Source organism: Agromyces sp. Y575 (assembly GCF_059445445.1).
In genome coordinates, this window is the sequence record NZ_JCAIUI010000004.1 from 1 (window position 1) to 14,555 (window position 14,555).

A 14,555-nucleotide genomic window follows, 5' to 3' on the forward strand; every position below is an offset into this window, starting at 1 on the left:
CCCACCGATCCGAAAACCGGATGGGGTTCAAAAATTGGCATTGAACATAGTGCACGCTGTTGAGTTCTCAAGGAACGGACGCACCCGAGTTTCAGCCACATGGCCTGCCCTCAGGGCAACCTATCTACCGTACCACTTCAATCGCCGGACCCGATCACTCGGATTCACACGGCTGTTGCTCTCACAACAAGAACACGACTCGAGAGCCATGTTCGTTCTGAAGTGGGGGTTTCATCTTAGGCTTGAAATCACCGAGTCGCAATGCGACTTCGAGGCTATTTGGCTAAGAATCTCGCCGTCTCGGCCGGGAAGCCCTGATCTCTCAGCCGCTTCCCGCACCGCCGTGGCGATAAGTAAGAATTTACGCGGATCCCCGCACCCCGGCAAATCCGGCGTACATCCCGGGCGTGTCGCGCCGAAACACGGGGATCCGAAGCATCCGCTCAGTTCACGTCGTCAGGGTGCGAGCCCACCCGGCCCTCGCGCTCGAGCGCGGTGATCGCCTGCACCTCGGCCTCGCTCAGCTCGAAGTCGAAGACGTCGAAGTTCTCCGCCATGCGCTCGCGCCGATTCGACTTCGGGAAGACGATGTGGCCGCGCTGGATGTGCCATCGGATCACGACCTGCGCAGGACTCTTCCCGTGCGCGGCAGCAGCGTCGGCCACCTCCGGCAGCTCGAACAACGGGTACTTGCCCTGGCCGAGCGGCCCCCACGCCTCGATCGCGATGCCGTGCGCCTCGGCGAACGCGGTGGTCGCCGGCTGCTGGTGCGCGGGGTGCATTTCGATCTGGTCCACCGCAGGCACGACGTCGGTCTCGGCGAGCAGCCGCTCGAGATGCGGAACGAGGAAGTTCGAGACGCCGATCGAACGCACCCGGCCGCTCGCGCGGAGCTGCTCGAACGTCTTCCAGGTATCGACGTACCGGTCGTTCGCCGGTGCCGGCCAGTGGATCAGATACAGATCGAGGTAGTCGAGGCCGAGCCGCTCAAGGCTCGCGTCGAACGCGTCGAGCACCGATTGTGTGCCCTGGTCGTCGTTCCACAACTTGGTCGTGATGAAGAGCTCTTCACGCGGGATGCCGGAATCGGCGAGCGCGGCGCCGACTCCCGCCTCGTTGCCGTAGATGCGGGCGGTGTCGATGTGGCGGTAGCCGACCTCAAGCGCATCCGTCACGATGCGCTCGGTCTCCTTCGGGTCGACCTTGAAGACACCGAAGCCGAGCTGGGGAATCGAGTGGCCATCGTTGAGCTGGATGCGGGGAATAGAAGTCATGCTCCATCCCACCACGCCATCCGAAGCATGCGACAGACCGGTTCGCTGCCCGCGAATCACGCCGCAGCGTCTTCGTCGGCGGCGGGCGCAGCGAGCAGTGGATGCCTCGTGGCGAGCCGCTCCCCCGCGCGCAGTGCGACCGGCCAGCCGACGACCTCGGTGCCCTGCACCCGCCAGCGACCGGGCGCACCGGTGAATTCGACCACGACCTCGCTCACGCCGCATACGATGGAGGGCTGTGCTTGCTGCGATCACCTACCCCGCCGAGCTGCCCGTCTCCCGGCAGCGTGAGGAGATCGCGCGCGCCATCCGCGAGAACCAGGTCGTCATCGTCGCCGGCGCGACCGGCTCGGGCAAGACGACGCAGCTGCCGAAGATCTGCCTCGAGCTCGGCCGCGAGGCCATCGGCCACACCCAGCCACGACGGCTCGCCGCACGCACGATCGCCGAGCGCATCGCCGAGGAGCTCGGCGAAGAGGTCGGCGGGCTCGTCGGCTACCAGGTGCGATTCACCGACAAGGCGACGGCATCGACCCGCATCAAGCTGATGACCGACGGCATCCTGCTGAACGAGATGCACCACGACCGGATGCTGCGCCGATACGACACGATCATCATCGACGAGGCGCACGAGCGCAGCCTCAACATCGACTTCCTGCTCGGCTACCTCAAACAGCTGCTGCCGAAGCGACCCGACCTCAAGGTCATCGTCACGAGCGCGACGATCGACCCCGCGAGCTTCGCGAAGCATTTCGCGGATGCTTCGGGCGAGCCCGCCCCGATCATCGAAGTGTCCGGGCGCACGTATCCGGTCGAGATCCGGTACCGGCCGCTCGTCGCTGAAGATGCCGGGTCGGACGATCCGGACGACGACCCGGTGGTTTCGACAAGCTCAACCAGCAAAGGGGCAGGCTCAACCAGCAGCGGGGCTTCGACCGGCCCGCCCAGCGGGAAGGCCGACGACAAGGACTACCTGCAAGGCATCATCGAGGCGCTCGACGAACTCGATCGGGAGTCGCGTGGCGACGTGCTCGTGTTCCTGTCGGGTGAGAACGAGATCCGCGACGCCGAAGAGGCGGTTCGCGGCCACTACGCCGGCGGCGGGGCATCCGTCACCGAAGTGCTGCCGCTCTACGGCCGCCTGTCATCGGCCGACCAGCACCGCGTCTTCCAGCCCTCGACGGTCGCCGGTGTGCGCCGGCGCGTCGTGCTTGCGACGAACGTCGCCGAGACGAGCCTCACCGTGCCCGGCATCAAGTACGTCATCGACGCCGGAACCGCCCGCATCAGCCGCTACTCGGTGCGCTCGAAGGTGCAGCGGCTGCCGATCGAGGCGATCTCCCAGGCCTCGGCGAACCAGCGAGCGGGCCGCTCGGGGCGCACGAGCGACGGCATCGCGATCCGGCTCTACTCCGAAGACGACTTCACGAGGCGCCCGGAGTTCACCGAACCCGAAGTGCTGCGCACCAACCTCGCCGCCGTCATCCTGCAGATGATCTCCCTCGGTCTCGGCGACATCGAAGCGTTCCCGTTCCTGACACCACCCGACTCTCGCGGCGTCAAAGACGGCGTCGAGCTGTTGCGCGAGCTGGGAGCGGTCGCCCCTTCGACAAGCTCAGGGAGCGGATCGACCGGGTCAGGGAGCGGATCGACCGGGTCAGGGCGCGGATCGACCGCATCGGGAGCCGGGCCGCGGCTGACGAAGGTCGGTCGCGCACTCGCGAAACTGCCGATCGAACCACGTTTCGGTCGCATGGTCGTCGAGTCGAAGCAGCACGGCGTGAGCCGTGAGGTGCTCGCGATCGTCGCGGGTCTCACGATTCAAGACCCGCGGGAGCGACCGCTCGAACGGCGCCAGCAGGCCGATGAGCGCCATGCCCGGTTCGTCGACCCGACGAGCGACTTCATCACGCTGCTGAACCTCTGGAATCACCTCGAGACGCAGCAGCGCGAGCTCGGCTCGAGCGCGTTCCGGCGCATGTGCAAGAACGACTTCCTGAACTACCTGCGCGTGCGCGAGTGGAACGACGTCTATCGACAGCTGCGGCAGATGGCGAAGCCCCTCGGACTCACGATCGACGACCCTTCGACAGGCTCAGGGAGCACAACAGGCTCAGGGAGCACAACAGGCTCAGGGAGCACAACAGGCTCAGGGAGCACAACGGGCTCAGGGAGCACAACAGGCTCAGGGAGCACAACGGGCTCAGGGAGCACAACGGGCTCAGGGAGCACAACGGGCTCAGGGAGCACAGCCGATCTCATCCACAAGTCGCTGCTCGCGGGCCTGCTCAGCCACATCGGGCTGAAGGATGCCGCGGCGAGCACCCAGCAGCCGGCGACACGAGGCGGAGCGACATCCGCTGGCCGGAAGCTCAGGGGCGAATACCTCGGCGCCCGGCAGTCGCGGTTCCTGATCTTCCCGGGTTCGGCGCTCGCGAAGAAGCAGCCCGACGCGATCATGAGCGCCGAGCTCGTCGAGACCAGCAGACTCTTCGCCCGCATGAACGCGGCGATCGACCCCGCGTGGGCCGAACCGCTCGCGGGTTCGCTCGTCAAGCGCAGCCACAGCGAGCCGCACTGGGAGAAGCGGCAGGGATCCGCGGTCGCCTACGAGAAGGTCACGCTCTACGGTGTGCCGATCGTGCCGCGCCGGCGCATCCAGCTCGCGCGCATCGACCAGGCGTACGCCCGCGAGCTCTTCATCCGGCACGCGCTCGTCGACGGCGACTGGCCGAACGACATCCGCCGCGACCGGCTCTTCGACTTCGACCGGCAGAACCGCAAACTCCGCGCCGAGCTCGAAGCAGTCGAGGAGCGCAGCCGCCGCCGCGACATCCTCTTCGACGACGAAGCCGTCTTCGACTTCTACGACTCGCGCATCCCCGCCGACGTCACGTCGACGCGTCTGTTCGAGACGTGGTGGCGAGCGACGAAGCAGGAGTCGCCCGAATTGCTGACGATGACCGCCGAGACGCTCGCTCCCGATGACGCGCCGGCGATCGACGAAGCCGCGTTCCCGCCGACCTGGCGGCAAGACGACCAGACGCTCACGCTGCGCTACCGCTTCGAGCCCGGGGCATCCGACGACGGCGTGACCGTGCAGGTGCCGCTCGTGCTGCTCGCCCGGCTGCGGCCGGAGGGCTTCGACCGGCAGGTGCCGGGGCTCCGCACCGAGCTCGTCACCGCGATGATCAAGGCGCTGCCGAAGATGATCCGCCGAAACGTCGTGCCCGCTGCCGACTGGGCCGCGAAGATCGTCGCCGAGTTGGGCGAGACGGATGCCCCGGCGGGCATGTCGTTCGCCGACGAGGTCGCCGCCGTCATCAAACGCCTCACTCACACGCCAGTGACCGCCGCCGACTTCGCGATGGACCGCATCCCGCCGCACCTGCGGATGTCGTTCCGCGTCGTCGACGGCCGAGGCAAGCAGCTCGCCGTCGGCAAGGACCTTCGCGCGCTCCAGGCCCAGCTCGCAGAGAACACACGAGACGCGATCGCCGAGACGTTCGCGAATCCCTCCCGCGGCGAGCGCGGGCCCCGCGGGCCGAAGCCCGTCGACGGCACCGGCGGGGTCACGCCGGGCACGATCGCGGCAGCGGGCGAGGCGCCCGGCGCCGGCATCGAGCGCAGCGGCCTCACGAGCTGGGACTTCGCCGAGTTGCCCCGTTTCGTCGACACGACCGTCGGCGGCAATCGGGTGCGCGCCTACCCCGCCCTCATCGATGACGGCGCGGTCGTGAACATCAGGCTGCTCGCAACCCCCGAGGAGCAGGCGCGGGCGATGCCCGGCGGCATCCGTCGCCTGCTCATGCTCGCGACCCCTTCACCGGTGAACTACGTGCAACAGCACCTCACGGGCAACGAGAAGCTCATCCTCGCCACGAGCCCGTACCCGAGCACGGCCGCCCTGTTCGCCGACTGCCTCGTCGCCTGCGTCAACGACGTGCTCTACCGCGTCAAGGAAGACGGCATGCTCTTCACGAAAGTGGAGTTCGACACCGTGCGCGACCGCGTCTCGGGCGTCGTCATGGACACGATGTTCGAGACGGTCGGACTCGTCGCCGGCACCCTCGGCGCGCTCCGCACTGCCGAGAAAGCGGTGAAGTCGGCGACCAGCATGGCGCTGCTGCCCGCCCTCAGTGATGCGAAGGAGCAACTCGCCGGGCTCGTGTTCCCCGGCTTCGTCGCACGCACGGGGCTCGAGCGGCTGCGGCATGTGCCGCGCTACCTCGAGGGCGTCACGATGCGGGTCGGCAAGCTCGTCGACAACCCGGGGCGCGACCGGGTGTGGATGAACGAAGTGCAGACGGCGCTCGCACGGTTCGCCGACGCCGGTGGCACGATCCCGCTCTCCCCGGATGCCCCGGCGAACCTCGTTCGCGCGCGCTGGCTGATCGAGGAGCTGCGCATCAGCCTCTTCGCGCAAGAGTTGCGCGCTGCCGAGAGCGTCTCGCTGCAACGCATCACGAAGCTGCTCGCGGGCTGATCCCGCTCGCGGAGCACGGACCCGAACGCGGCATTCGAACTCGCCGCCGCGGCGTTCGCGAGCGACGCGATTCTCCTCCGAGGCAGGTGCCTCCGCGGCATCCGCCTCGATAGAGTGATCGCACCGTGGGAAGCTACTCCGATCTACTGAAGACCTCGGGCGTCGCTCGCATCATCGCCGCCCAGCTGACGGCACGATTCCCGTCGGGAATGCTCTCGCTCGCGTTCCTGCTGCACGTCGAACAGCAGACGGGCTCGTACGGTTACGCCGGACTCATGCTCGCGGCCGCCTCGATCGGCCAGGCGATCGCCGGTCCGCTGACGAGCCGGCTCATGGGACGACTCGGCATGCGACCCGTGCTCATCACAACCCTCATCGTCTGCGTCGCGGCCGTCGTCGCGATCGGCGTGCTGCCGCTCACGGTGCCCCTCTACATGGCGGTCGGCTTCGTCGCCGGCATCGCGACACCGCCGGTGCAGCCGGCCGTGCGCACGATCTACCCGAAGATGGTGAACTCCCGTCAGCTCACCCCGTTGTTCTCACTCGACGCGTCGGCACAAGAGATCATCTGGGTCGTCGGGCCCGTCGTCACGACCTTCGTCGCGACGCAGGTCGGCACGGTCTGGGCGATCCTCCTCGCCGCCGTGCTCATGGTGATCGGCGGCATCTGGTTCATCTCCTCTCCCGAACTCGGGCGCGTCCGCATCCCGCGTTCGAAGCGGCGATTCGGCGTCGTGCTCGGCCGGCCGGCCGTGCTGCTCGCGACGATCGTCGGCTTCCTCCTGATCGGAGCGACCGCGGCGGTCGAGGCCGGCGTCGTCGCCGTGTTCGGTCACGACGGCGCCGAAGCGGGCATCGTGCTCGCGATCTTCGCGCTGGGCTCGCTCGCGGGCGGCCTCTTCCTCGGGCACGTGCCGATCGGCCCCTGGTCGACCGCGCGCCGCATGTTCATCGTGTTCGCGGGCACGGCGCTCGCAGCCGGGCTCATGGACTTCTGGTGGCTCTCCGCCACCCTCTTCATCGCGGGCATCGGCATCGCGCCCGCGCTCGCCGTGCTCTTCGCGATCGTCTCGGCGAGCGTGAAGTTCTCCGACACCGCCGAAGCCTACGGCTGGGTCGGCACCGGCCAGCTCATCGGCGCCGCCCTCGGCTCGGCCCTCGCCGGATTCCTCATCGACGGCTACGGCGCGCAGGGCGCATTCTGGGCAGCCGCGGCGCTCGCGCTGCTCGGGTTCATCGTGCCGGTTCTCGGTCGGCGATGGCACCCCGACCTCAGGAACCGCGATGCGAGCCCGATTCCCGACACCGAGCCCGTTCCACTGCAACCCAGCTAGACCAATTCAGAGAGGCGCTCCAGATGCCGCAACCACTCCCTCCCGCACCGCGCGTGCCGCTCGCCGACGGTGCGAGCATCCCGCAACTCGGCTACGGCCTGTACAAGGTTCCGCCGACGGATGCCGCACGCCTCTGCCTCGACGCGATCGATGCGGGCTACCGGCATCTCGACACGGCCGCCTTCTACGGCAACGAGCGTGAGGTCGGTGAGGCGGTGCGCGCATCGAGTCTGCCTCGCGATGAGCTCTTCGTCACGACGAAGGTGTGGAAGGACGACAACGGGTTCGATCGGGCGTTGCGCGCGTTCGACGACTCGATGCAGCGTCTCGCGCTCGAGCAGCTCGATCTCCTGCTCATCCACTGGCCGGTGCCTTCGACCGACCTCTACGTCGACACGTGGCGCGCGCTCATCCGGTTGCGCGATGACGGACGGGTGAACTCGATCGGAGTCTCCAACTTCCACACGCACCACATCGAGCGGCTCGTCGAGGAGACCGGTGAGACCCCAGTCGTCAATCAGGTCGAACTGCACCCGTGGCTGCCGCAGACGGCGCTGCGAGAGTTCGATGCTGCGCGCGGCATCCGCACCGAGGCGTGGTCGCCGCTCGCACGCGGGCGGGTGCTCGGCACTCCCCTGCTCGACGACCTCGCGGCCAAGCACGGTCGCACGCCCGCGCAGATCGTGCTGCGTTGGCACGTGCAGCTCGGCAACCTCGTGATCCCGAAGGCGTCATCGCCCGAGCGCATCCGCGAGAACCTCGACGTGTTCGGCTTCGAGCTCGACGCCGACGATCTCGCTGCGATCGCCACGCTGGAGACGGGCGAACGCATCGGGCGCGACCCCGACGACGACTGAGTCGGTCGTTGAGCCCGAGGCGACCCGGGTCTCGTTGCGCCCCTTCGACAGGCTCAGGGGGCTTTTCACAAGCTCAGGGAGCGACTGAACGGGCGAACCGCGCCGAACGTTGTGGCCGCCCGATCATTCACAGCGAAGCGCAATCCGATCGTGATCCGACTCCCAGTGGGCTTCCAGACATCGGGTTCCGGCCGCGGAATACAGTGAGCGCATGAGACGACGACTCGCACCGACAGCGGCAGCAGCGGCAGCGCTCACGGCCCTCCTTCTCACCGGATGCAGCGCCACCGGCACCAGCAGCCAGAGCGCCGATCACGGCGTCTCGACGGGCGAACTCGCGCCGGTTCCCGACGCGCCCCAGTCGTTCGAGGGCGGCGACGCCGCGGCCGACGGCCCCACGCTCAAGGCCGAGGCCGAGCGCAGCGTCATCACGACCGGATGGATCTCGGTCACCGTCGACGACCCCATCGCGACGGCCGAAGACGCCGCCGGCATCGCCGAGCAGTCGGGCGGGCGGGTCGACAGCCGCACCGAGACGCCCGCCACCGACACCCAGCCGCCGAGCGCATCGCTCACGATGCGGGTGCCCTCCGACGAACTCGACGGCGTGGTGGCGAAGCTCCGCGAGCTCGGCTCCGTGAACTCCGTGTCGATGAACGCGTCGGATGTCACGCAGCAGCGCCAAGACCTCGACGCGCGAATCGACGCGCTCACGGCGTCGGTCGATCGGCTACGCGAGCTCCTCGGCACTGCCACCTCGATCACCGACCTCATCGAGATCGAGTCCGAGCTCACGACCCGGCAGGCCGAACTCGACAGCCTCACCCAACAACGCGACTGGCTCGTCGACCAGGTCGACTACTCGACGATCACCCTCGAGCTCATCACCGAGGATGTGGCTCCCGATGCGGCGCCCGGCGATTTCTGGAGCGGCTTCGTCGCCGGGTGGGGCGCACTCGTCGCGTTCGCATCGTGGATCGGCGTCGCGTTCGGCGTGCTCCTGCCCTGGCTCGTCACGGCGCTCGTCATCGCCGCGATCGTCGTGGCGATCGTCGTGGCCTCGACACGCGGCCGGCGCAACGGGCGAGCGGATGCCGCGGCATCCGTCGAGCCTGAAGCGGTCGTCGACGACTCCGCCGCCTCGCCCCCGCCGCCCCGGTCGGGCACCACCCCTGAGGCGTAGTCTGGCGGCGTGAGCGCCACGCCGGAGACCCCGAGACCCGAGACCCTGCTGCACGACGATCTGCTTGAAGGCTTCCGCGAACGCGCGGCCGGCTACGACCGTGAGAACGCGTTCTTCGACGAGGATCTCGCCGAACTCCGTGAGGCGGGCTATCTGACCGCACTTGTGCCTGTCGAGCTCGGCGGGCTCGGCTGGGGCTTCGCCGACGCCGTTCGCGGACAGATGCGACTCGCGGGCGCGGCACCGGCGACCGCCCTCGCAGTGAACATGCACCTCGTGTGGACGGGCGTCGCGAAAGTGCTCCGCGACCGCGGCGACGACTCGCTTGACTTCGTGCTCCGCGAGGCGGGCGCGGGCGAGATCTTCGGCTTCGGCATCAGCGAGGCCGGTAACGACCTCATGCTCTTCGGATCGCGCACCGACGCAGACCCGCAGGAGGGCGGCGGCTACCGGTACACCGGCCGCAAGATCTTCACGTCGCTCTCACCGGCATGGACCAAGCTCGGCACGATGGGCCTCGATACGACCTCGGCTGACGCGCCGAAGATCGTCTACGGCTTCATCGACCGCGAAGACCCCGACGTGCGCATCCTCGACGACTGGGACACGATGGGCATGCGAGCGAGCCAGAGCCGCACCACCGTGCTCGATGGCGCGTTCGCGGCAGCCGACCGCATCGTGCGCCGGCTCGACCCCGGACCGAACGCCGATCCGCTCATCTTCGGCATCTTCGCGAACTTCGAACTGCTGCTCGCCTCGGTCTACGCCGGCATCGGCGATCGCGCGCTGCAACTCGCCGTCGCGGCGGCGCACCGGCGCACCTCGATGAAGAACGACGGCAAGCCGCTCTCGCAAGATCCAGACATCCGGTGGCGCATCGCCGACGCGGCGCTCGCGCAAGAGGCGATCGAGCCCCAGCTCCTCGCGATCGCGCGCGATCTCGACGGACTCGTCGACCACGGCGGCTTCTGGTTCGCGAAGCTCGTCGGGGTCAAGGTGCGCGCGACCGAGACCGCCAAGCACGTGGTCGACCAGGCCGTGCGGGTGTCGGGAGGATCGACGTACTTCGCGGGCTCTGAGCTCGGCCGCCTCTACCGCGACGTGCTCGCGGGCATCTTCCACCCCTCCGACGACGAATCCGCCCACTCGACCGTCGCGAACGCATGGCTCGGCCCGCTCGAATCGTGACCCCGTCGGGCGCGCCGCCCGAACGATAGACTTGGGCGGGCGGTTCGGACCGCCACCGGAATTCTGGAGGTCGCTGTGAACGTCGTCGCCTTTCTCATCTCGATGGGACTCTTCATCTTCGGCCTGTGGCTCATGGGCACGGCGCCCGTCGCGACCGAATTCCAGGCGCCGCTGTTCTTCGGAGGCATCGTGAGCGTGTCGCTCGCGATCGGGATCCCGTTCCACGTGCTCGGTCGCAGCGACGGCGTCTGAGCCTCGAGTTGCTTCCCTCGCGCGATACCCGCATCACGTACGCCGACGGCGCCCTCGAGGCCGAGTCGTTGGTGCTCCATGTGGAGACCGCTGGTGACGGACTCCTCGCCGTCATCACCGAGACGACGAGCTTCCATCCCGTCGACGCGGCCTGGCCTGACCAGCCGGCCGACACGGGTGCGATTCTCGCGGGCGGCACCGAGTTCCCGATCGTCGACGCCGTTCTCGCCGCGACCGACGGCAGTACTCTCTTCCTCGGCACCGACATCCCCGTGCGCAAGGGCACTGAGGGCTGGGTGTTCCTCGTCGCGCACCTCGTACGCGACGATGCCGCGATCGGCGAGGGTGATGCGGTGACGGTGCGAGCGGATGCCGCGACGCGACGCGCCCTCTCGATCGGACACACCGCCTGCCACGCTGCCTCCCTCGCGTTGAATCACGCGCTCGCAGGGCACTGGTCGAAGCCCGCCCGCGAAGACGCACTCGGCAATCCCGACTTCGACGGCATCGCGATCACCTCGAGCCGCATCCTGCCCGACGGCTCGGTCGACGTCTACCGGCTGAACAAGTCGCTGCGCCGCGCCGGGTTCGACACCGGGGCGCTCGCGGCCGACGGGCTCGGCGAGCTCGCGGCATCCGTCACCGCCGCCATCGCGGACTGGGCCGACGCCGGCGTCGCGGTGCGCGTCGAACGCGAGGGCGATGGTCTCACCGACCGCCGGTTCTGGGTGGCCGGGCTTCCGGGCGGCGATGCCCGCATTCCGTGCGGCGGCACGCACGCCGAATCGCTCGCCGAGCTGGGCACGGTGACGGTCGAGCTCGAGGCCGGCGACGACGACGGCACCCCCGTGCTGACCATGCGCACGCACGCCGAATCGCGCGGCTGAGCGCGGCGGGCCGCGTCACCCTCGCGCGGGGTTACGATTGCGACGTGGGTATTCGCATCGAAAAAGTCGACCTGCCCGGGATCGGCATTCGTCACGACCTCGTCACCGAAGGTGGACGTCGGGTCAGTGTCGTGTCTCATCGTGACGGTGAGCGCGACCTCGGGCTCTTCGACGAAGACGACCCCGACGCATGCCGGTACTCGATACCGCTGAACGACGACGAGGCCGCTGCGCTCGCCGACGTGCTCGGCGCATCGGTCATGCTCAGCCGCCTCACGAGCCTCAGCGATGAGACCGCGGGGCTCTACACCGAGCAGATCGCGCTGCCGACCGACTCGCCGTACCTGAACCGCACGCTCGGTGCGACGAAGGCCCGCACTCGCACGCACGCCTCGATCGTGGCCATCGTTCGCGACGGCACGATCATCCCCTCACCCACGCCGGCAGAGATGCTGCGCGCGGGTGACGTCGTCGTCGTCGTCGGAACTCGTGAAGGACTCGACGGAGTAGCCCGCCTGCTCGCCAACGGCCCCGACTGAGGCCCGGCGTATGCACGAGACCACGCTGCTCCTCATCGAAGTCGGCGCGCTGCTTCTCGGCATGAGTCTGCTCGGTCGCCTTGCCAACGCGCTCGGCATCTCGCCGGTCCCGTTCTACCTGGTCGTCGGCCTCGCCTTCGGCAATGGCGGACTGATCCGACTCGACGCGAGCTCCGAGTTCTTCGAGACCGGCGCTGAGATCGGCGTCATCCTTCTGCTTGCACTGCTCGGTCTCGAGTACACCGCTTCCGAGCTGTTCGGGAGCCTGAAGTCGGCGCGCACCGCCGGCCTCCTCGATGCGGCGCTGAACGCCACACCGGGCGCCGTGCTCGCGCTGCTCCTCGGGTGGGGGCCGGTCGCCGCCGTCGCCATGGCGGGCGTGACCTGGGTGTCGTCATCGGGGGTCATCGCCAAGCTCCTCCGCGACCTCGGGCGTCTCTCGAACCGCGAGACCCCGTCGATCCTCGCGGTGCTCGTCATCGAGGACCTCGCGATGGCGTTCTACCTGCCGGTGCTCTCGGCGCTGGTCGTGGGAGTGAGCCTCTTGCAGGGATCCATCGCGGTCGCGATCGCCGTCGGAGTCGTCGCTCTGCTCCTCTACATCGCGCTGCGCCACGGGCACATCGTGTCGCGCCTGTTCCCGGCCGACCAGCACGAGCCGTTGCTGCTCGGCGTGTTGGGGCTCACGATGCTCGTCGCCGGCCTGGCCGCCGAGGTCAGCGTGTCCGCCGCGGTCGGCGCGTTCCTCGTGGGCATCGCGCTCTCGGGCCGAGTCGCGGCCAACGCGAGCCAGGTGCTCACGCCCCTCCGCGATCTGTTCGCCGCCATATTCTTCGTCTTCTTCGGTCTCACGACCGATTCGTCCGCGCTGCTGTCGATGCTGCCCGCAGCCCTGGCTCTCGCGCTCGTGACGATCATCACGAAGCTCATCACGGGCGCGTATGCGGCCCGACGCGCCGGAGTCGGCACGCTCGGCCAGTGGCGCGCCGGGCTCACCCTCGCACCCCGGGGCGAGTTCTCGATCGTCATCGCAGGGCTCGCGGTCGGCGCAGGGGTGGCGCCGGAGCTCGCGCCGCTCGCCACCGGCTATGTGCTCATCACGATCATCGCTGGCACGTTCCTCGCGAGGCTGCCCGAGGCGACGTGGTTCAGGGCAGCCGTGCGCAAACGGCGGCCGTCAGCGGCGTCAAGCGCCGCGCCACCTCCCGTGTGAGTGCCGAAGCGGGCTGCGGGTCGAGCCCGTGGAGACCTCGAGCGGGCGGTAGGGCCGGTTTCGACAGGCTCAACCGGCAGGGCCCGCCGGTTCAGTCGAGCGGCCGGTCGGCGGATGCCGCGGCATCCGCTCGATCTGCAGCACCGAGGTCAGCGACCGCCGCGAGTTCGGCATCGGCGGCATCGGCGCCGGCGAGGAGTTCGCGAACGCGCGGAACCACGTCGGTGGCGTACAGCTCGATGCTGTGCATCATCGCCTCGTGCCCCAGCCCGCCGTTGGAGTACTTGAGATCGAAGCGGGTCGCCCCGATCGAGCGCATCGCCCCGGCGATCTTCACGGCCACCTTCTCGGGTGAGCCCGCGTACAGCGCGCCGTTCGGGCCAGCCTCGTCTTCGAAGTGCTCACGACTGACCGGCCCCCAGCCGCGTTCGCGGCCGATGCGATCGATGATGATCTTGTAGTGCGGCCAGAGCGTGTCGAGCGCCTCGTCATCGCGGTCGGCGATGAAGCCGGGCGAGTGGATCGCGATCGGCTGCAGCGGATTGCCGAACTGTGCGAGGGCACGGCGGTAGAGGTCGGCGAGCGGGGCGAACCTGGCCGGGCTGCCGCCGATGATCGCGAGCACGAGCGGCAGGCCGTAGCGCGCAGCGCGGACGACCGATTCGGGGCTGCCGCCGACACCGATCCAGGTCTTCAGCCGGCCGTGCTCGACGCGTGGAAACACGAGTTGCTCGGTGAGCGGCGCTCGGAGATCGCCGTTCCAGGTGACGGGCTCCTGCGGGAGCAGCGCGGCGAAGAGGTCGAGCTTCTCGTCGAAGAGCTCTTGGTACTGGTTCAGCTCGAAACCGAAGAGCGGGAACGACTCGATGAACGAGCCGCGGCCGAGGATGACCTCCGCCCGCCCGCCCGAGACGCCGTCGAGGGTCGCGAAACGCTGGAAGACGCGCACGGGATCGTCGGAGCTCAGCACGGTGACGGCCGAGCCGAGGTGGATGCGCTCGGTGCGCCCCGCGATCGCGCCGAGCACGACCTCGGGCGCCGAGACGGCGAATTCCTCACGATGGTGCTCTCCGATGCCGAAGAAATCGAGGCCGAGCCGGTCGGCGAGCACCGCCTCCTCGACGACGTTCCGCAACACCTGCGCGTGCGGCAAGGGGGCCCCATCGGGCCCGATCGTGATGTCGCCGAAGGTGTCGAGTCCGAACTCGTAGCGCTCAGGCATCCTGTTCCCCTTCCGTGGTTCCATGCCTCTGCATGCACATGGCGGAACTCCCGTGAGGTCGAGACTATTCCCCGGATCCCCCGCGGTCACGCCGCGGGAATGCACTCCGCGCAGCGCACG

General features: G+C 68.7%; 12 protein-coding genes. 9 read left to right on the plus strand and 3 right to left on the minus strand.

Annotated elements, in window-relative coordinates; genetic code table 11:
• Positions 1 to 443 precede the first annotated feature (443 nt).
• Together AC1C2U_RS15960 and AC1C2U_RS15965 are read right to left on the minus strand one after the other, a co-directional pair.
• Entirely contained in the window at positions 444 to 1,274 is an 831-nt protein-coding gene (locus AC1C2U_RS15960) for an aldo/keto reductase (RefSeq protein ID WP_495362765.1), read from the minus strand.
• Positions 1,275 to 1,330: 56 nt separating this feature from the next.
• Positions 1,331 to 1,492: a hypothetical protein gene (locus AC1C2U_RS15965; protein WP_495362766.1), complete on the minus strand. Its 162-nt coding sequence runs from the start codon at positions 1,490 to 1,492 to the stop codon at positions 1,331 to 1,333.
• A gap of 20 nt (positions 1,493 to 1,512) precedes the next feature.
• Between AC1C2U_RS15965 and AC1C2U_RS15970 the strand changes: the two genes are divergently transcribed.
• The 9 genes from AC1C2U_RS15970 to AC1C2U_RS16010 all read left to right on the plus strand — a co-directional run bounded on the left by AC1C2U_RS15970 (position 1,513) and on the right by AC1C2U_RS16010 (position 13,213).
• Positions 1,513 to 5,760: a DUF3418 domain-containing protein gene (locus AC1C2U_RS15970; RefSeq protein WP_495362767.1), complete on the plus strand. Its 4,248-nt coding sequence runs from the start codon at positions 1,513 to 1,515 to the stop codon at positions 5,758 to 5,760.
• 125 nt (positions 5,761 to 5,885) lie between these two features.
• Positions 5,886 to 7,094 carry an MFS transporter gene (locus AC1C2U_RS15975; protein ID WP_495362768.1) on the plus strand — a complete coding sequence of 403 codons (1,209 nt, stop codon included), beginning with the start codon at positions 5,886 to 5,888 and terminating at the stop codon, positions 7,092 to 7,094.
• 23 nt (positions 7,095 to 7,117) lie between these two features.
• Positions 7,118 to 7,951, plus strand: coding sequence for an aldo/keto reductase (locus AC1C2U_RS15980; protein WP_495362769.1), 834 nt, complete (start codon positions 7,118 to 7,120; stop codon positions 7,949 to 7,951).
• A 211-nt stretch (positions 7,952 to 8,162) separates the two neighbouring features.
• Complete coding sequence (locus AC1C2U_RS15985; protein ID WP_495362770.1) at positions 8,163 to 9,134, plus strand: DUF4349 domain-containing protein; 972 nt, start codon at positions 8,163 to 8,165, stop codon at positions 9,132 to 9,134.
• Between the two features lie 9 nt (positions 9,135 to 9,143).
• Complete coding sequence (locus AC1C2U_RS15990; protein ID WP_495362771.1) at positions 9,144 to 10,322, plus strand: acyl-CoA dehydrogenase family protein; 1,179 nt, start codon at positions 9,144 to 9,146, stop codon at positions 10,320 to 10,322.
• Between the two features lie 75 nt (positions 10,323 to 10,397).
• Entirely contained in the window at positions 10,398 to 10,574 is a 177-nt protein-coding gene (locus tag AC1C2U_RS15995) for a hypothetical protein (RefSeq protein WP_495362772.1), read from the plus strand.
• Positions 10,575 to 10,582: 8 nt separating this feature from the next.
• A complete protein-coding gene (locus tag AC1C2U_RS16000) occupies positions 10,583 to 11,461 on the plus strand; it encodes an alanyl-tRNA editing protein (protein ID WP_495362773.1) in 879 nt (292 codons plus the stop codon).
• 44 nt (positions 11,462 to 11,505) lie between these two features.
• Positions 11,506 to 12,000, plus strand: coding sequence for a cation:proton antiporter regulatory subunit (locus AC1C2U_RS16005; RefSeq protein WP_495362774.1), 495 nt, complete (start codon positions 11,506 to 11,508; stop codon positions 11,998 to 12,000).
• Between the two features lie 10 nt (positions 12,001 to 12,010).
• Positions 12,011 to 13,213, plus strand: coding sequence for a cation:proton antiporter (locus AC1C2U_RS16010; protein WP_495362775.1), 1,203 nt, complete (start codon positions 12,011 to 12,013; stop codon positions 13,211 to 13,213).
• A gap of 91 nt (positions 13,214 to 13,304) precedes the next feature.
• Here AC1C2U_RS16010 and AC1C2U_RS16015 read toward each other — a convergent pair whose 3' ends face one another.
• Entirely contained in the window at positions 13,305 to 14,435 is a 1,131-nt protein-coding gene (locus AC1C2U_RS16015; protein WP_495362776.1) for an LLM class flavin-dependent oxidoreductase, read from the minus strand.
• Positions 14,436 to 14,555: the final 120 nt, after the last annotated feature.

Excerpts from the sequence above, each read along its gene's own strand:
- AC1C2U_RS15960 (WP_495362765.1), bottom strand. The coding sequence starts at position 1,274 with ATGACTTCTATTCCCCGCATCCAGCTCAACGATGGCCACTCGATTCCC.
- AC1C2U_RS15980 (WP_495362769.1), top strand. The coding sequence starts at position 7,118 with ATGCCGCAACCACTCCCTCCCGCACCGCGCGTGCCGCTCGCCGACGGT.
- AC1C2U_RS16015 (WP_495362776.1), bottom strand. The coding sequence starts at position 14,435 with ATGCCTGAGCGCTACGAGTTCGGACTCGACACCTTCGGCGACATCACG.
- AC1C2U_RS16010 (WP_495362775.1), top strand. The coding sequence starts at position 12,011 with ATGCACGAGACCACGCTGCTCCTCATCGAAGTCGGCGCGCTGCTTCTC.
- AC1C2U_RS15985 (WP_495362770.1), top strand. The coding sequence starts at position 8,163 with ATGAGACGACGACTCGCACCGACAGCGGCAGCAGCGGCAGCGCTCACG.